Source organism: Micromonospora vulcania (assembly GCF_042658605.1).
Taxonomy (GTDB): Bacteria; Actinomycetota; Actinomycetes; order Mycobacteriales; family Micromonosporaceae; genus Micromonospora; species Micromonospora vulcania.
This window is the reverse complement of sequence record NZ_JBHSQS010000003.1, coordinates 446,976-465,322: the sequence shown is the minus strand read 5'-3', so window position 1 is coordinate 465,322 and position 18,347 is coordinate 446,976. Positions and strand designations below refer to the sequence as shown.

The window sequence follows — 18,347 nt, the reverse complement described above, 5'->3', positions numbered from 1 at the left end:
TACTCCGGATTTCTCGTCACGCGCGGGGCAGTCGCGGGATGGTGGGGATGGATGCCGGCGCGGCCGGCTCGTCGGTCGGGGCCGCGGCGCGCAGCTCCTCGATCCGGGCGGCCAGTCCGGCCACGGTGGGAGTCTCGAAGAGGCTGCGCATCGGCAGCTTCACCCCGGTCGCCCTGCGCATCGCGGCGATCAACTGCACCGCGACCAGGGAGTTGCCGCCCAGGGCGAAGAAGTCGTCGTCGACGCCGACCTCGGCCACCCCGAGCCCGTCCTGCCAGACCCGGGCGATGGTGATCTCCAGCTCGGTGCCCGGTGCGGCGCTGCTCGCGGCGAGACCGGAAGAGGTCGGGCCGGTGACGGCTTCGTCGTCGGCGAGGTTGTCGGTGGTGACCCGACCGGCGCGGTTCCGGATGTCGTCCACCGTGCGGGTGGCGATGACCACCTGGGCGCCGAGGCCGGCGGTGAGGCTGCGGCGGAACGCCTCGGCCCCGTCCACCGGCCGGATGTCCTCGGTCGACGCCACCGGCGCCGCGTCCGAGGTGGACGCCTCGGTGAGGCCGCCGGTGACCGCGCTCTGGTCGACCCGGCGCAGCACGAAGTCGCTGATCGCGACCAGCTCCCGCCCATCCGGGTCGCGCAGCGACAGGTCGGCGGTGACCACCTCGTCGGTGCCACCGGCGCGGTGCCGCAACTCGCTGGTGAACCGGGCCGGCAGCGACCCGCGCACCACGATCCGGCCGTACGACAGCGGCAGGTAGGTGCCGCTGCCCTGGCCCCGGCCGAACGCGGTCGCCACGTCCAGCAGCGCCGGGTGCAGACCCCAGGCGGACAGGTCACCGGACGCCGCCGCGGGAGCCTCGACGACCGCCACCTCGACACCATCGGCCAGGTGGTGCTCGCCCAGCGCGGCCCACCGCGGCCCGAAGGTGAGCATGCTGGTCCGACCCCGACCGAACGAGGCGTCGTCGTCGACCCGCCGACCGGTCGGGACGGACGGGCTGGCCGACGGGGCCGGCTCGTCGGTCCAACCGGCCGCACCACGCACGTGGGTCCGCAGCCGACCGCCGGCCAGGCTCCGCACGGCGAAGTCGGTGCCGCCGTCGTCGGCCGGCGTCAGCTCCACCCGGTACTGGGCGACGGTGCCGTCGGGCACCGCGAACGGCTCCAGGAAGACCACGTCACGCAGCTCCACGGCCGCGCCCGGTGCCGGCGCCGGCAGCGCGGCGGTCACCGCGGCCCGCACCGACTCCAGGTGGGCCGTGCCCGGAACGACCGGCACACCACCGATCCGGTGCTCGTCGAGCAGCCAGTGGGTACTCGCGGAGACCAGGCCGTGCAGCACGGTCTCGGCCGGCCCGGTGACCTTCGTGGTGAGCACCGGGTGGTCGACCGCGCTGGTCACGGTGTCCCGGCCAGCCGCCCGGAACCCGGTCGGCGCGGCGGTCTCCACCGCCATGCCCACCTCGGCCCAGCCGCCCCAGTTCTGCGACAGCACCGGCGCACGCCAGTCCGCCCCGGAGCGGGCGTGCGCGTCGAGGAACGCGTTGGCGGCGCAGTAGTCGACCTGCCCGAAGCCGCCCACCACCGCGGTGATGGACGAGCAGAGCACCACGAAGTCGAGCGGCAGGTCACCGAAGACCTGGGCGAGGGCGAGCGTGCCGGCGAGCTTCGGGGCCAGGACCCGCTCGGCCTCGGCCCGCTCCTTGACCTCCGCCATCCCGCCGCCGGGCAGCCCGGCCGCGTGCACGATGCCGTCGATGCCGCCGTACGCGGCCTGCGCGGCGTCGAGGACCCGCCGCAGGTCGGCCGGGTCGGTGACGTCGGCGGCGAGCACCAGCACCTCGGCGCCGGCGGCCTCCATCCGGCGGATCGCCGCGATGGCGCGGCCGGCCCGGTCGTCACCGTGCACGGCGAGGTGGTCGTCCCACCGCTCGCGCTCGGGCAGCCCGGACCGGGCCAGCAGTACGAGCTTCGCCCGGGCCCGGGTGGCGAAGTCCTCGGCCAGGGTGATGCCGATGCCGCCGAGACCACCGGTGATCACGTACCGGCCACCGTCGCGCAACGCGCCCGGCTCGCCCTCGGCGTCGATCGTCACCTGCTCGACGTCGGCCACCCAGCGGCGCCCACCGCGCAGCGCCACCTCGGGCTCCCGGGCGCGGCGCAGCTCGGCCACCAGCGCGTCGGCGGTGTCGTCGGTCGGGTCCGCGTCGATCAGCCGGACGGCGAGCCCGGGCAGCTCGGCGGGCAGTACCCGGGCCAACCCGGCGAGGGTGGCGTGCTCCGGGCGGCACAGGTCGTCGCCCCGTACGTCCCCGGTGCCGGCGGTGACCAGATCCAACGAGAGGTCGCCCTCCTCGCCGGTCAGGCCGGCACCGGCGAGCGCCTGCACCAGGTGCAGGGCGCTGAAGAAACCCAGCTCCTGGGCGGCCCAGGTGGCCGCGATGTCGGTGCCGGTCGGGGCGCCGTCCAGGGTGAACGCGTGCAGCAGCCGCGTCGGCAGCCCACCGTCGGCGGTGAGCGCGGCGACCAGGGCGTCGTGGTCCGCCCGCTCACCGGGGCGCAGCAGGTAGCCGTCCGCGGTGGCGACGAAGGCGTCGCCGGGGCGTACCACCACCGGATCTGCGCCGACGGCCCGCAGGCCGGCGACCAGCGCCTCGCCGCGCGGACCCGCGGTCAACACCAGGCAGCGGCCCAGCGGCCCGGTCGCCGGCGACGGCGCGGCCTGCCGCCAGACCGGAACCGCGAACCACTCGGGCAGCGGCCGCGGCCCGGTCTCCACCGGCGCGGCGACCGCCTGCTGCTCCGGGTCCGGCTCGATCCAGTAGCGGCGACGCTCGAAGGGGTACGTGGGCAGTGGCACCCGTCGGGCCGCCGAGTCGACGTCGAGGCCCACCGGCAGGCCGGCGCACCACAGCGCGCCGACGGTGCCGAGCAGCGTGGCCAGGTCGCCGGTGTTCTCCCCGGCGGCGGGCAGGCTGCCCAGCGGGGTGAGCGCGCGCTGCTCCGGCGTGCCCTTGGCGACCTGCATCCGGGCCAGGCTGGCCAACTGGCGGCCGGGGCCGCACTCGACGAGCTGCCAGGTGCCGGCCGCCAGCAGGGTCGCCACGCAGTCACCGAAGCGGACCGGCCGGCGCAGGTGCGCCGCCCAATACGCCGGGTCGGTGGCCTGCTCGGCGGTGATCCAGGTGCCGGTGACGTTGGACAGGAACGGCACCGTCGGCGGGCGCAGCGGCACCGTGGCCATCAACGCGGTGAACTCGGCGAGAATCGGTTCCATCATCGGCGAGTGGAATGCGTGTGAGGTGCGCAGAGCCTTGGACTTGCCCTTCAGCGTCGCGGCGAACGCCTCGACGTCGGCGGTCTCACCGGCCACCACACAGGTGCCGGGGCCGTTGACCGTGGCCACCGAGAGCCCCTCGGGCAGCATTCCGGCGACCACCGACTCGTCCAACGCGACGGCGAGCATCGAGCCGGCGGGCAGTGACTGCATCAGCCGGCCCCGGGCGGCGACCACCCGTACGGCGTCCGGCAGGCTCAGCACCCCGGCCACGGTGGCCGCCACGTACTCGCCGATGGAGTGGCCGATCATCGCGGCCGGCTTGACTCCGGCGGCCTGCCAGAGCGCGGCCAGGGCGTACTCGACGGTGAACAACGCCGGCTGGGTGTAGCGGGTCTCGGTGAGCTTCTCCCCCGCCTCCGGATCCCGACCGAAGATCAGGTCACGCAGGTCCAGGCCCAGTTCGGGGCGGAGCAGTTCGGCGCACTCGTCGACGGCCGCCGCGAAGTGCGGCTGCTCGGCGTAGAGCTGCGCGCCCATCCCGGCGTACTGGGAGCCCTGACCCGAGAACAGGAATGCCACGGTCGGGGCTGGACGGTCGGTCGATGGTTGCGGCCCGCGTTGCGCGCGCTTGGGATCGCGCAGGGCCGTGACCGCCGTGGGCAGGTCGGTGGCGACCACGACTCGGCGGTACGGGTGCGGACGGCGGCCGACCAGCAGGGTGTGCGCGACGTCGCCCAGGTAGGCCGGACTGGCGTCGGCGGTGCCGTCCAGGTGGTCCGCGAGACGCTGCACCGCCGCGTCCAGGGCGCTCGGGGTGGCGGCACTGAGCTGGAGCAGGTGCGCGGGCGGCGTCCGCCGCTCGGTGCGGTACGCGGCCGGCGCCTCCTGCAGCACCACGTGGGCGTTGGTGCCGCCGATGCCGAACGAGCTGACCCCGGCCCGACGCGGCCCGCCCTCGGCGTCCCACTTGGTGAGGGTGTTCGCCACGTAGAACGGGGTGTCGGCGAACTCGACGGCCGGGTTCGCCGTCTCGAAGTTGATGGTCGGCGGGATCAACCCGTGCTCCATGGCGAGCACCGTCTTGATCACGCTGACGATGCCGGAGGGCTGGCTGAGGTGGCCGATGTTCGACTTCACCGAGCCGATGCCGCACCACCCCCGGTCGTCGGTGTCCTTGGTGTAGACCGCGGAGAGAGCGGCCACCTCGATCGGGTCGCCCATCGCGGTGCCGGTGCCGTGCGCCTCGACATAGCTGATGGTGCGCGGGTCGATGTCGGCCATCGCCACGGCCTGGGCGATCGCCCCCACCTGCCCGTCGATGCTGGGCGCGGTGAAGCCGACCTTGCCGGCGCCGTCGTTGTTGATCGCGTTGCCGAGCACCACGGCACGGATCGCGTCCCCGTCGGCGATCGCGTCGGAGAGCCGCTTGAGCAGAGTCACCCCGACGCCGCTGCCCCACACCGTGCCGTTGGCGTCGGCGTCGAACGGCCGGCACCGGCCATCGGGGGAGGTGAAGCCCTCCATGCCCAGGTAGCCGACGTGCGGCAGCTCGATGTTGACGCCACCGGCGAGCGCCATGTCGCACTCGGCGTTGCGCAGCGCCTCGCAGGCCAGGTGGAACGCGACCAGCGAGGTGGAGCAGGCGGTGTGCACGGTCAAGCTCGGCCCGCGCAGGTCCAGCCGGTACGACACGTTGGTGGCCACGTAGTTCGGCGAGTTGCCGGTGGCGATGGAGACCGCGCCGTGCGGGCTGCCGCCGACCCGCCGGTTGCGCAGCACGTTGCGGTGCAGGTACGTGTTGCCGCCGGTGCCGGCGTACACACCGATCGCGCCGTCGTAGCGGGCCGGGTCGTAACCGGCGTCCTCCAGCGCGGTGTGGCAGGTCTCCAGGAACAGCCGGTGCTGCGGGTCGGTCAGCTCGGTCTCCCGGGCGGTCATCCCGAACAGCGTGGCGTCGAACTCGTCGTAGCCGTCGACCAGCGGGGCGCGGTTCACCCAGCCCGGGTCGTCGACCTCCTCGACGGTCGCGCCCCGGGCCAACTGCTCCTCCCGGGTCAGCTCGGTGACCGACTCCACCCCGTCGACCAGGTTGCGCCAGAACTCGTGCACGTCGGCCGCGCCGGGCAGGCGCGCGGCCAGGCCGACGATCGCGATCGGTTCGATGCCCTCGTCGAGCAGGTCGGTGGCGTCGTCGGGCAGGTCGGCTGCGATCGGGTTGCTCATCAGACTGTCCTTCGTCACGCGGTGCCGCCGGGGCGGCGAGGTGGGTTACGGCGGGTACGACTGCGGCGGGCGGCGGCCCGCAGGGCCGCTCGGGCCAGCTCCGGCCGGTCGGCGGCGCCATCGAGGCTGGCGGCGAGCGCCCGGATGGTGGGGTGCCGGAACAGGTCGAGCATCCGGATGGAGCGGCCGGTGGCCGAGGTCAGCCGGGCGTGCACGGCGGCGAGCGCCAGCGAGTGCCCGCCGATGTCGAAGAAGTTGTCGGTCACCCCGACCCGGTCGCGCTCCAGCACCTCCCGCCAGATGCCGGCGATCAGCTCCTCGGTCTCGGTGAGCCCGTCCGGGCCGGCGGGCACCAACCCCGCCGGAGGGCCGGTCGGGTCGCCGCCGGCGACCGTCATCGCGCCGAGCTGCGGCACCCGCACCGTGGGCCGGGGCAGCGCGGCGGCCACCTCGCGGGCCGACGTGTCCGGCGCGGCGGCCAGCGCGCCCACCAGCTCGGCCAGGTCGGCGAGCAGGTCGTCGATGCGCGCGGCGTCGAACAGGTCCGGGTTGTAGACCACCTCGACGCCGACGCGTCCGGCGTGCTGCACCACGTAGACGGTGATGTCGAACGGTGACCCCGGCTTGGGCACCGGCACCGGCTCGGCGGTCAGCCCGGTCAACGTCAGCCGGGGCGGCGCGAAGTTGAGCACGTTGAACAGCACCTGCACCAGCGGCGCGCGGGCGGTGTCCCGCCCGACGCCGAGCGCCTCCACGATGCGCTCCAGCGGCGCCCCCGGATGGGCGGTGGCCTCGTGCAGCTCTCCGGCGCACCGGTCGACCAGCTCGGCGAAGCTCGCCCCGCCGGTGCGGACCCGTACCGGCACGGTGTCGATGAAGAAGCCGATCACGTCGTCGAAGGCGGCCAGCCGCCGGTCGGCGACGATCGCGCCGAGCACGTGGTCGTCGCCGCCGGTGAGCCGTGCGATCAGCTCACCGAAGGCGGCCAGCAGCACCGCCGCCACCGTGGTGCCCCGCCGCTCGGCCAACTCGCGGACCGCGCGGTCGGCCTCGGCGGAGAGCCGGACGGTCGCCTCCGCGCCGGCGTACGTCTGCACCGCCGGCCGGGGCCGGTCCCGGGGCAGGTCCAGCACGGTCGGTACGCCGTCCAGGTGCCCGCTCCACCAGGCCAGGTCGGTGTCACCCCGCAGCCGGTCCCGGTCGGCCCGCCACACCGCGTAGTCGGCGTACCGGGCGGGTAGCTCCGGCAGCGTCGGCGGCTGGCCGGTCACCGCCTGGGCGTAGCCGGCCGCCAGGTCGTCGTAGCAGACCCGCTCGGACCAGCCGTCGAAGACCGCGTGGTGCCAGGTGGCGGCCAGCACGTGCTCGGCCGGACCGAGCCGGTAGACGGTCACCTGCCAGGGCGGCCCGGTGGCCAGGTCGAAGGGGTGCGCGGCACCGGCGGCGAGCATCCGGGCCAGCTCCGGTGCCTGGTCGGCGCTGTCGGTCAGGTCGACCACCGGCACCGCAACGTCGGTCGGCTCGGCGCAGACCGCGTACGGCACGCCCGCGGTCTGCGGGATCCGCCAGCGCAGCACGTCGTGCCGCTCGGCGACGGCCCGCAGCGCCAGGCCGAGGGCGGCGACGTCCAGTGGGCCGTGCAGCCGGTGCGCCACCGCGATGTTGTACGGCGCGCTGGACGGCGCGAGCTGGTCGACGAACCACAGCCGGCGCTGCGGCGGGGAGAGGGTGGGCGGGTTGCCGGTGCGCAGCCCGTCGTCGCCGGCCGGCGCGGCGGCCACCCGCTCGGCCAGCCGACCGAAGGTGCGCTCGGTGAACACCTCGCGGGTGTCGACCTGCCGGCCCAGCTCGGCGCGCAGCGCGGCGACCAGCCGCATCGCCGCGATGGAGTTGCCGCCGGCGGCGAGGAAGTCGGTCGCCGGCTCGGGTGCCGCGCCGAGCAGCCGGGTCCAGATGTCGGCCACCGCCGCCGCCACCGACCCGCCGGGTGCGTCCGTCGCGGTGTCGGCGGGTGCGGTGCCGCGGGCCGCCGTGGCCAGCGCACGCAACGCCGACCGGTCCAGCTTGCCGCTGACCGGGCTGACCGGCAGCGCGGCGAGGCGCAGCACCCGGGCCGGCAGCATCGCCGTGGTCAGTCGACTGCCGGCGTACGACCGCAGCTGGGCGTCGTCCGGCGCGTCGGTCGGGGTGAGGAACGCGACCAGCTCGACACCGGCCGGGCCGGGCAGCGCCTCGACCGCGACCCCGGTGACCCCGGGCAGGTCGGCCAGTACCGCCTCCACCTCGCCCAGCTCGATGCGCTGCCCCCGGATCTTGACCTGGCGGTCGGCGCGGCCGAGATAGACGATCCGCCCGTCCGGGTCCTGCCGGACCAGGTCGCCGGTGCGGTACAGCCGCTCGCCGGGCAGCCCGGAGAACGGGTCCGGGACGAAGCGCTCGGCGGTCAACGCCGGCCGGCCCAGGTAGCCGTCGGCCAGACCGGGCCCGCCGATCAGCAGCTCACCGGTCTCCCCCGGCAGCACCGGGTCCAGTGCCGCGTCCACCACGTACGCCCGGTGGTTGGGCAGCGGCCGGCCGATCGGCACCGGGTCGGTCTCGGTGGCGCTCAACGGGCCACTGACCGCCAGCACCGTCGTCTCGGTGGGTCCGTATCCGTTGAGGAAGCGGCGGCCGGGCGCCCACCGGGCGGCCAGCGCGGCCGGCACCGCCTCGCCGCCGCAGAGCACCGTACGCCAGCCGGGAAGCTCGGCCGGGTCCAGCATGGCCAGCACGGTGGGCGTGATGAAGCCCCAGTTGACCTCGTGCGCGGCGATGAACCGGGCCAGCCGGACCGGGTCGGCGCGGTCCTCGGCGCCGAGCAGTTCCACCGTGCCACCGAGCAGCAGCGGCACGAACAGGTCCATGGTGGCCGCGTCGAAGCCGAGCGAGGCGATGCCGAGGCTGCGTACGTCGGCGCCGGCGCCGCTGAGCGCGACCACGCCGGTGACGAACTCGACCACGTTGCGGTGGCTGGTCAGCACGCCCTTGGGTCGGCCGGTCGAGCCCGAGGTGAACAGCACGTACGCCGGGTCACCCGGGCGGGCCGGGCAGGGTGCCAGCGGGGCCGGGCCGGGCAGCGCGATCGCCTCGACGCCGGGCGCGTCGCCGAACTCCGCCTCGGCCGCGTCGCCGACCACCAGGGACACGCCCGCGTCGGCGGCGATCCCGCGCAACCGCCGACGCGGGCCCCCCGGCTCCAGCGGCACATAGCAGCCGCCGGCCAGCAACACCCCCAACACGGTGGCGACCAGCTCGGGTCGCCGGGCGCCACACACGCCCACCCGGGTCTGCCGACCGACGCCCCGCTCGCGCAGCGCGGCGGCCACCCCGGCGGCACGGCCCAGCAGCTCGGCGTAGCTGAGTCGGCTGTCCCACTGCCGCACCGCCACCGCGTCCGGCGTGCGGGCGGCCTGCGCGGCCACCAGTTCGGCGATCGTCGCGTCCGGCCAGGGCAGTGCCTCGCCCCGTACGCCGCTGATGGCCAGGATGTCGGTCACCCGTTCCCCCCGGGGTAGCTGCTCGGATCGGTGACTTGCAGGCGCAGCTCGCTGACGTAGCCGCGGCCGGACGCGTCGGTGACCCAGCTGTCGCTCGGTGTCGGCAGCAGCTCGCTGACCACGATCGGAACGTCCGGCCCGGTCCGGGCGGCGGCGTCGACCATGGCGCAGAGCGACTGGGCGTAGAGCGGGCCGGTCAGGTCCACGTAGCAGGGTTTGACCTCGGTGCCGAGTTTCACGAACACCCGCTCCGGCAGGCCGAGCCGCGCCCGCCACCGGCGCACCGCGAGGAACCGGTCCGCCTCCTTCTTCAGCCCGGCCAGGCCGCTGTCCCCGACCGTCATCCGCCAGGTCTCCCGGGCCACCACCAGCCGGTCGATGGTGATCCGGGGCGTGTGCGGCGCCGGATCGAGCAGCTTGAAGCTGTCCAGCAACAGCGAGCCGAGCAGGTTGGCGAAGACCTCCATGAGCGGCCACCGGCTGCCGTCGGGCAGCACCGCCGCGAGCCGGTCGCCGGCCGGCACCACCCGTACCTCGGTCGCCGGCACCAGCCGGTCGATCTCGGCCCCCCGGGCGGTGTCGATGCCGAGCTGCCGGTCGGCCGGGCTGGTCAGCCCGTACGTGGTGCGGGTGGTGACCCGGGGGAAGCCCTCGGGATAGAGCACCCGGACCCGGGCCGGCCCGAGCTCGGCGTCCAGACCCGCCCGCAGCGCCGCCTGGTCCGGGTGGAACGGCGCGAAGACCGCGCTGTCGAAGGGGACGTGTGCCGGGTGCAGCTCGCCGAGCACCAGCAGGAACTCTCCCCGGTTGAGCGCGGCCAGGTCGACGGCGCTGATCTGCACGTCCGGGCTGTGGATCCGGGCCGACGGCCAACCCGGAGCGTCGGCCGGGAACACCCGCCGGACCCGCTCGGTCAGCTCCGCGCTGCTCAGCCGCAGCTCGGTCTGGCCGGCTGGCAGCGCGGCCAGGTCGAACAGCTCCGCCCAGCGGGCCGTGAAGCCGGCTCCGGCGGCGGCCAGTGGCCCGTCCGGGGCGAGCAGCAGCCCCTGCGCCAGCGACCAGACGTCGGCCAGCCGCACCGGCCCGTCCGCACGCAGTTCCTCGTACAGCTCGGCGAGGAGCCGTTCGCAGGCCGCGCCGATCTCGGCGGTCAGCCACCGGGCGGCCTGCAACAGCACGGCCAGCGGCGCGGCGAGGGCGTCGAGCACCGTCGCGCCCACGGTGTACGTGAGGTCGCGGGCCGTCTCCTCGTAGACCACCGTGCGGCCGACGTACATCTGACCGGCCTGCCGGGTGGCGGGCCGGCCGGTGACCGCGGTGAACTCGGCGTTCAGCGCCTCCAGCGCGGTACCCAACCGGTCCGGGTCGCCGGCCGCCGCGGCGACCTCGTCGCGGGCCGCGCAGAGCCGGTCGAAGCCGGCGGTCACCTCGGCGCGCAGCTCACCGGCCCCGATCGCGGCCAGCCGCTCCCGCAGCACCTGCTCGGCCCGGGGGCTGATCGGCAGGCCGGCGTCCCAGGTCAGCAGGCCACGCTCGACCAGCCGGTCGAGCAGGAGGTACGCGTCGGCGGCCGAGCGCAGGCCGGTGTCCGCGTCGGCGAGGGTCGCCTCGACCAGTTGGACGGCCGAGGTGCGCCCGTCGCAGCCGGCCAGCAGCCGCGCCTCCAGCGCGGACAGCTCCACCGGCGGGTGCAGCGGCCGGTGCAGTCGCCGGCCCGCCACACTCAGGTGCGGCGCCAGCGCCGGCGCCCACCAGCGGCGTACGTCGAGGTCGTCGGCGAGCCGATCGGCGTACGCGATCAGCGCCCACGCCTCGAAGTGCACCTCCCGGCTGGACAGCAGCGTCGGTCCCGGGTGCAGCCGGGTCGCCTCGTCGGTGGGGTCCAGGACGCCCCAGCAGACCGGGCCGAAGAAGCCGATCGTCTCGGCCTTCCCGCAGTAGCGCTGCCAGTAGCGCAGCAGGCTCAGCTCGCGCCGGCGCCGCCAGTGGTTACGTACCGTCGGGTCGGTACGCAGCAGCCCGTCCAGGGCCGTCAACATGGCCGGGTTCTGCCAGGTGACCGCCTCGCGCAGCAGCGGGTCCGCGGCGATCTGACCGGCGGTCGCCGAGGCGTCGGCGAGCGCCTCCGCGAACACCTTCTCGAACAGCTCGGCGGCGGTGTCCGCGCCGGCCAGCAGCGCGTCCGCGGCGGCGGCGGCGTCCGGGGCGGCGAAGGCGGCCAGCCCGTCGGCCGGGAAACCGGCGGTACGCAGCACCACGTCGCGCCACACCGACCAGCCGGTCGAGCCGAGGGGTAACAGGTGATTCATCGGACCGGCTCCGGTTCGTCGGTGTCCACGATGTGCAGTCGCAGCTCGCTGAAGTAGCGCCGGCCCGCCGCGTCGGGCACCCAGGCGTCCGCCGGGGTGGGCAGCATCTCGCTGACCACCACGGTCGTGTCGTCGCCGCCGTCCCGACCGGCCGCCCGCACCATGGCGCAGAACATGTTGGCGAAGGCGGGGCTGCTCAGGTCGACGAAGCACGGCTTCGTCTCGGTGCCGAGCTTGACGTACACCTGCTCGGGCAGGCCCAGCCGACGCCGCCAGTCGCGCAGTGCCAGGAACCGCGCCCGCTCCCCGGTCACCGTGCCGAGACCGCACGCGCCGACGGTGGTACGCCAGGTCTGCCGCGCCACCACCAGCCGGTCCAGCGTGATCCGTGGTGTGTACGGCGCGGCGGCGACCAGCTTGAACCCGTCCACGGCGTGCGCGCTGAGCAGACCGGCACACACCTCGGTCAGCGACCACTGCTGCCCGTCGGCGGCGCTGACCATGAGCCGGCCGTCCTCGTCCCGCACGGTCAGCGCCACGGTGGGCAGCACCCGGGCCGGCTCGGGGTTGGTGGCCGGCGCGAAGGCCAACTGCCGATCGGTCGGGCCGATCAGCGCCTCGGCCACCCGGCTGGTGCGCCGGGGCCAGTCGTTGGGAAAGAGCAGCCGGATCCGGCGCGGGCCGAGGTCGGCCGCCAGCGCGGCACGCAGCCGCTCCACGTCCGGGTGCGCGGGGGTGAACACCTGACAGTCGAACGACGGCCAGGCGGCGTGCAGCTCGCCGAGCACCACGGTGTAGTCACCCCGGGCCAGCGCGGCGGCGTCGGCCGCGCAGATCTGCAGGTCGGGGCTGTGCAGTCGGGCGTTGGACCAGTCCGAGCGGACGGCCGGGAAGACCTCGTCGACCCGGGCCGCCAGGTCGGCCACGTTCAGTCGTACGTCGGTGCTGCCGGGCGGCTGCTCGGCCAGCCCGAACAGCCCGGCCCAGCGGGCGGCGAACTCGGCCGCCACCGCGTCGACCGGGCGTGGCCCGCTGCCCCAGAAGAGGCCCTGTACCAGGAACCACAGGTCGGACAGGGCCACCGGCGCGTCACCGGCGTCGGCCCGCAACTCGTCGTACAACTCGCGGAACACCGCCCCGTACGCCTGCTCCAGCGCGCCGGCGAGCCAGCGGGCGGCCCGCAGCAGCACGGCCAGCGGCGCGGCGATGTCGTTCAGCAGCGGTGCGCCGACGACCACGTCCAGGTCCCGGCTGCTGTCCTCGTAGCAGAGCGTCCGGCCGGCGTACATCTGTCCGGCTCGGCGCTGCGCCGGCTGCCCGGTCAGGTCGGTGAACGTCTCGTCGAGCGCGTCCAGCGCGACACGCAGACGGTCCGGGTCGCCGGCGGCGGTGGCCACCGCGTCCCGGCCGGCGCACAACCGATCGAAGCCGGTCCGGGCGGCGATCCGGGCTTCGGCGTCACCGATCTCCGCGATCCGCTGCCGCAGGACCTCCTCGGCGTCCGGGCTCACCGGCAGCGCGGCGTCCCAGGTGATCAGCTCCCGCTCCACCAGCCGGTCGAGCAGCGCGTACCCGTCCTCCGGCCGACGCAGTCCGATGGCCGGGTCGCCGACCAGGTCGCGGGCCGGGCGGCCGTCGGCGGCGGCGGCCAGCAGCGCCGCCTCGACCGGGGACAGCGGCACCGGCGGTCGGCCCGGCCGGTGTACCTCCCGGCCGGCGAGGCTCAGCTGCGGGGCGAGCCGGGGCGGCCACCAGGCGCGCACGGCCAGGTCGGTACCGATCCGCCGCGCGTACGCGGTCAGCGCCCACGACTCGAACCACACCCAGCGGCGGCGGGTCAGGGCCGCGCCCGCCCGCACCTCGGCGGCGACCGGCAGCTCCGGGTCGATGGTGACCCAGCAGCTCGGGCCGAAGAAGCCGACGGTCTCGTTCTTTCCGCAGTACCGCTGCCAGTACTTGAGCAGGGCGCGTTCCCGGTCCCGGCGGCGGACGTTGCGGGGTGCGTCCGGGCCACCGTTCACCAGCCCGTCCAGGGCGACCAGTGCCCCCCGGTTCTGCCAGGTGACCGCCTCGCGCAGCAGCGGGTCGGCGGCCAGCTCGGTGAGCCGCCGGCCGCTGGTGGCCATCGCCTCGGCGAACTCCTTGTCGAACAGCTCGGCACCGGTGCCGGTGGCGAGCAACTCGTCGGCCGCGGCGGCGGCGTGCGGGGCGGACAGCATGGTCAACCCGTCGGCCGGAAAGCCCGTGCTGCGCAGGATGGCGTCGCGCCACACCGACCAGCCGGTGTCGCCCAGTGGCACCCGGTGCCCGCCGGGGGTGGCCGACTCGACGAGATCGGCGTCGAGGGCGGCGGCCCGTGCGGCGTTCAGGTCGGCGCGGATGACGGCGGCCAGGTCGGCCAGCGCGTCGTGCAGGAAGAAGTGTCCGCCGTCGATCTCGTGCAGGGTGAAGCCGGCGGCGGTGTGCTCCCGCCAGGCGGCGCTGTGCTCGCGGGTCACCGCCTGGTCGCGCCGACCGCTGAACGCCACGATCGGCACCGGCAGCGGCTCCTCGGGCCGGTACCGGTAGCCGTCCACCCGCTCGAAGTCGGCGCGCAGCAGCGGCAGCAGCAGCTCGACCAGTTCGGGGTGTTCCAGCACCTCGGCCGGCAACCCGCCGCCGACGCGCAGCCGGCGCAGCAACTCGTCGTCGTTGACCGTCGACAGCCCGTCGAACACGCTCGGCGCGGTGACGTGCGGCGCGCGGGCGCCGCCGACGTAGAGCCGCAGCGGCAGCGGCAGCCCCGCCCGGCGCAGCTCACGAACCACCTCGAAGCCGACCCGGCCGCCCATCGAGTGGCCGTAGATGGCGTACGGCCGGTCGGCCCGCCCGGCGATCGCCCGCGCCACGTCGGCGACCTGGAACCGGGCGTCCTCGCCGATCCGGTTCTCCCGGCCGGGCAGCTGTACGGGCAGCACCTCGACGTCCGGGCCGAACTGGCGCGGGAAGTGGCGGAACGCGCTCGCCCCCGCGCCGGCATAGGGCAGGCAGAACAATTGCACCGGTGCCGGATCGCGGCTGCCGGCGGAGAGGAACCAGGTCACCGCACACCTTTCTGAGGGGGGTCGATCCAGTACCGCTGCCGCTGGAAGGGGTAGGTGGGCAGCGAGGTACGTCGGACGCCGTCGGCCGGGTACAGGGCCGTCCAGTCCAGCTCCCGGCCGGCGACCCAGCCGGCGGCCAGCTCACGCAGTGGACCGGCCGGCCCGGTCACCCGGGCGTCGGTGGTCAGCAGCTCGTCCAGTGCGGCGACGGCGCTGGCGGCGTCGGTCGCGATCACCGCGGCCCGGTGGCCGAACTCGCGCCGGCCCAGCGCCAGCGTCGCGGCGACCTCGGCGAGCGCGGGGGCGGTGGTGCCGGCCAGGTGCCGACGCAGCCGGGTCAGAGCCGCGCGCAGCGCGACCGGCGTACGCGCGGAGACCGGCAACAGCTGCGCGGTGCCCGGCTCGACGTCGAGCGGTACGGCCGGGGGTGGCTGCTCCACCACGACGTGCGCGTTGGTGCCGCCCAGGCCGAACGAGCTGACCCCGGCGACCCGGCGCGGCGCGTCCGGCCAGTCCCGCACCTTGGTCGGTACGTAGAACGGGCCGGCGGCCAGGTCGATCTCCGGGTGCGGGCGGGTGAAGTGCAGGTTCGGCGGGATGACGCCGTGCTGTACGGCGAGCACGGCCTTGATCAGCCCGGCGATGCCGGCCGCGGCGTCGAGGTGGCCGATGGTGGTCTTCACCGAGCCGAGCGCGCAGGTCTCGGCGGGAGCGGTGCCCTGGTACACCTCGTGCAGCGCGGCCACCTCGATGGCGTCGCCGAGCGGGGTGCCGCTGCCGTGCGCCTCGATGAAGCGGACCTCGCCGGGGGCGACCTCGGCGGCGGCGAGCGCGCCGGCCACCGCGGCGGCCTGCCCGGCCGGCCCGGGGACGGCATAGCCGGCCCGGTCGGCGCCGTCGTTGGTGACCGCCCAGCCCGGCAGGATCGCGAGCACGCGGTCGCCGTCGGCCTGCGCGTCGGCCAGTCGGCGCAGCGCCACCACGCCGACGCCGGAGCCGAAGCCGGCACCCTGGGCGCCCTCGTCGAAGGCCCGGCAGCGACCGTCCGGCGAGGCCAGGCCGCCGGGCGTGTGCCGGTGCCGGGGCCAGGTCACGCTCACCCCGCCGGCCAGGGCGATGTCGCACTGGTAGTCGGCCAGGCTCTGCGCGGCGAGGCAGACCGCGACCAGCGAGCTGGAGCAGGCGCTCTGCACGGCCACCGCCGGCCCGGTCAGCCCCAACCGGTACGCGACCTGGCCGGGCAGGTGGTCGGTGAGCTGCCGGCCGATCAGTCGGGCCTCCCAGTCGTCCGGGTCGACGTCGCCCACCACGGCCGGGTTGTCCATCAGGTGGAACAGGAAGTAGCGGTTGACCGAGGTGGCGCCGTACACGCCGACCAGGCCGGGGAACCGGGACGGGTCGTGGCCGGCGTCCTCCAGCGCCTCCCACGCGGTCTCCAGGAACAGCCGGTGCTGCGGGTCGGTGCGGGCCGCCTCACGGTCGCCGAAGGAGAAGAACTCCGCGTCGAAGTCGGCGACCCCGTCGAGCCGGCCGGTGGCCTTGACGTGTCGGGGGTCGGCGCGCAGCCCCGGGCCGACGCCCAGTTCGGCCAACTCCTCGTCGCTGTGGTCGTGGATGGCGTCCACCCCGGCGCACAGGTTCCACCAGAACGTGGCCACGTCGGGCGCCCCGGGGAACCGGCCGGCGAGACCGACCACGGCGATCTCGTCGCCGGTGTACTCGCGCACGGCGTCCGGCTCGGCCGGCGAGGTCGCCGCGATGACGGCGGGCGGGGGCGCCGCGGTGACGGCGGGCGGGGGCACCGCGATGACGGCGGCCGGCACCGGTGTGCTCGGCGCGGTGGCGGGTGGCGGCGGGTCGACCAACCGCGCCTGGGCGGCGACCGTCGGGTGGTCGAAGAGCCGCAACATCGGCAGCCGTACGCCGAACCGCTCGGTCAGCCGCTGCTGCACCTGGCCGAGCAGCAGGGACTGCCCGCCGACGTCGAAGAAGCTGTCGTCACGGCCGACCTCGTCCCGGCCGAGCACCGCGCACCAGATGTCGTGCACGATCCGCTCGGTCGCGGTGGCCGGGTGGTCCTGCGCCGACACGGGCCGGGGCGGGTCCGGCAGCGCCCGCTCGTCGATCTTCCCGCTGACGGTCAGCGGGAACTCGTCGACGCTCACCACCGCGCGGGGCAACGCGTACTCGGGCAGGTGCCGGGCCAGGGCGGCCCGCAGCCCGGCGGTGTCCACCGTCGACGCGGCCGGCCGGACGTACGCCAGCAGCTCGCCTGCGCGGACGATGGCGCGGACCTCGGCGACGGCCGGCTCGACGGCGAGCAGCGCCTCGATCTCGGTCAACTCGACCCGGAACCCGCGCACCTTGACCTGTCGGTCGAGCCGGCCGAGGCAGCGCAGCTCGCCGGTGGGCAGCAGCTCACCGAGGTCGCCGGTGCGGTACGCCGGCACACCGTCGGGGTCGCTGCCGAACCGGTCGCTGGGCTGGTCCAGGTAGCCGGGGGCGAGGTGCCGGCTGCGCACCACGATCTCGCCGTCCGGCGCCAGCCGTAGCGCGTACCCGGGCAGGGCGGTGCCGATCGGCAGCGGCCCGGTGGCCGTGGGGTCGACGTCGCCCAGCGGCAGCGCGTACCGGGCGGCGAAGGTCATCTCGGTGGCCCCGTAGCCGTTGACCAGTACGCAGCCCGGGGCGAAGTGGCCCCGGGCACGGGCGGCGTCGGCGTAGCTGGCCTGCTCGCCACCGAGCAGCACCACCCGGACCCGGTCCAGCCGTTCGACGCCCGGAGTGTCCAACAGGTACCGAAAGACGGTCGGGGTCGAGTGGTAGACGGTGACGCCGTGGCGGGCCAACTGCTCGGCGGCGTACGCCAGGCCGTGGCGGCGCAGGTCGACGGGGACGACGGCGGCGCCGGTGAGCAGCGCCGGGTACAGGTCGGGGATGGCCGCGTCGAAGCTGAACGAGGCGAGCAGGCTGAGTCGGTCGTCCGGCCGCAGGTCGAGGGTGGCGATCTGGTTGTCCACCACGTGGATCAGGTTGCGGTGGCTCTGCCCGACCGCCTTGGGCCGACCGGTGGAGCCCGAGGTGAACAGCACGTACGCGAGGGCGTCCGGGTCCACCGGCACCGGTCGCAGCGGTGCCGGGCGCACGTCGACGGCCGGGACGACCCGCAGGCCGGGTCGGTCCGCGGCGAGTCGTCCGGCCAGCTCGGTGTGCTCACCGCCAAAGAGCACCACGGTGACGTCGGCGCCGTCGAGCAGGTGGCGTAGCCGCTGCTCCGGAAAGCCGGGGTCGAGCGGCACGTAGGCGGCTCCAACGGCGAGCGTGCCGAGGATGGCGGCGATGGTGCCGGCGCCGTGTGTGGTCAACAGTCCCACCCGGTCACCGGGCCGGACGCCGGCCACGGTCAGCAGGTCGGCGTGCCCGCCGGCCAGGGCGGCCAGGGCCGCGTAGTCGAGTGGGCCGGTGTCGCCGAGCACGGCGGGACGGTCGGGACGAGCTGCGGCCGCATCGCCGAAGCGATGGATCAGCGTCGAGGTTGCCATCTCAGGACGCGCACGCTGATCCACTACAGACGATCGCGCGATACGCGCGGTGATAGACGATTGTGATCATGATCCCCCCCAGGACTTCACAATGGAAGGAGCATAGGGTTCGATGGGCTTCGGGAAAGATCATTGACGAGAGTCAAGCCGAAGGGTCGACTCAGGGCTCGGACGACGGACGGCGAACATCGTCCGATCATCCCCCTGGCGTAACGGCGGATTTTCGCCTAACACGGCCATCGGCAACGGTTTTTGCAGCAATCAATTCCTTGCGAGGTGGAATTTCCCTGTTGTCAAGATCCGGTCGCGCCGCCGACACCTACCCTGTCGGACCATCGACACCCGGCATGGGCGGCCGGCGGCGTCCCGATGGC

General features: G+C 75.0%; 5 protein-coding genes. All 5 read right to left on the bottom strand.

Going from position 1 to position 18,347, the window contains the following annotated elements:
• Window positions 1-16: 16 nt before the first annotated feature.
• The 5 genes from ACFQGL_RS06850 to ACFQGL_RS06830 are packed head-to-tail and all read right to left on the bottom strand — an operon-like array spanning window position 17 to window position 17,973.
• Window positions 17-5,503, bottom strand: a complete 5,487-nt coding sequence (locus tag ACFQGL_RS06850; protein ID WP_377507052.1) for a type I polyketide synthase — start codon at window positions 5,501-5,503, stop codon at window positions 17-19.
• Between the two features lie 14 nt (window positions 5,504-5,517).
• On the bottom strand, window positions 5,518-9,039 hold the full coding sequence (locus ACFQGL_RS06845) for an amino acid adenylation domain-containing protein (RefSeq protein WP_377507049.1): 3,522 nt from the start codon (window positions 9,037-9,039) through the stop codon (window positions 5,518-5,520).
• Window positions 9,036-11,348, bottom strand: coding sequence for a lantibiotic dehydratase (locus ACFQGL_RS06840; RefSeq protein WP_377507045.1), 2,313 nt, complete (start codon window positions 11,346-11,348; stop codon window positions 9,036-9,038). Before ACFQGL_RS06840 ends, ACFQGL_RS06845 begins: the two co-directional genes overlap by 4 nt.
• Window positions 11,345-14,431 (bottom strand): thioesterase domain-containing protein, encoded by a 3,087-nt coding sequence (locus ACFQGL_RS06835; protein WP_377507042.1) that lies wholly within the window; start codon window positions 14,429-14,431, stop codon window positions 11,345-11,347. The genes ACFQGL_RS06840 and ACFQGL_RS06835 overlap by 4 nt, the downstream gene beginning before the upstream one ends.
• Complete coding sequence (locus ACFQGL_RS06830) at window positions 14,428-17,973, bottom strand: AMP-binding protein (RefSeq protein ID WP_377507039.1); 3,546 nt, start codon at window positions 17,971-17,973, stop codon at window positions 14,428-14,430. Before ACFQGL_RS06830 ends, ACFQGL_RS06835 begins: the two co-directional genes overlap by 4 nt.
• Between the last annotated feature and the right edge of the window lie 374 nt (window positions 17,974-18,347).

Coding starts and splice junctions, on each gene's coding strand:
- ACFQGL_RS06840 (WP_377507045.1), bottom strand. CDS start 11,348: ATGAATCACCTGTTACCCCTCGGCTCGACCGGCTGGTCGGTGTGGCGC.
- ACFQGL_RS06830 (WP_377507039.1), bottom strand. CDS start 17,973: ATGGCAACCTCGACGCTGATCCATCGCTTCGGCGATGCGGCCGCAGCT.
- ACFQGL_RS06850 (WP_377507052.1), bottom strand. CDS start 5,503: ATGAGCAACCCGATCGCAGCCGACCTGCCCGACGACGCCACCGACCTG.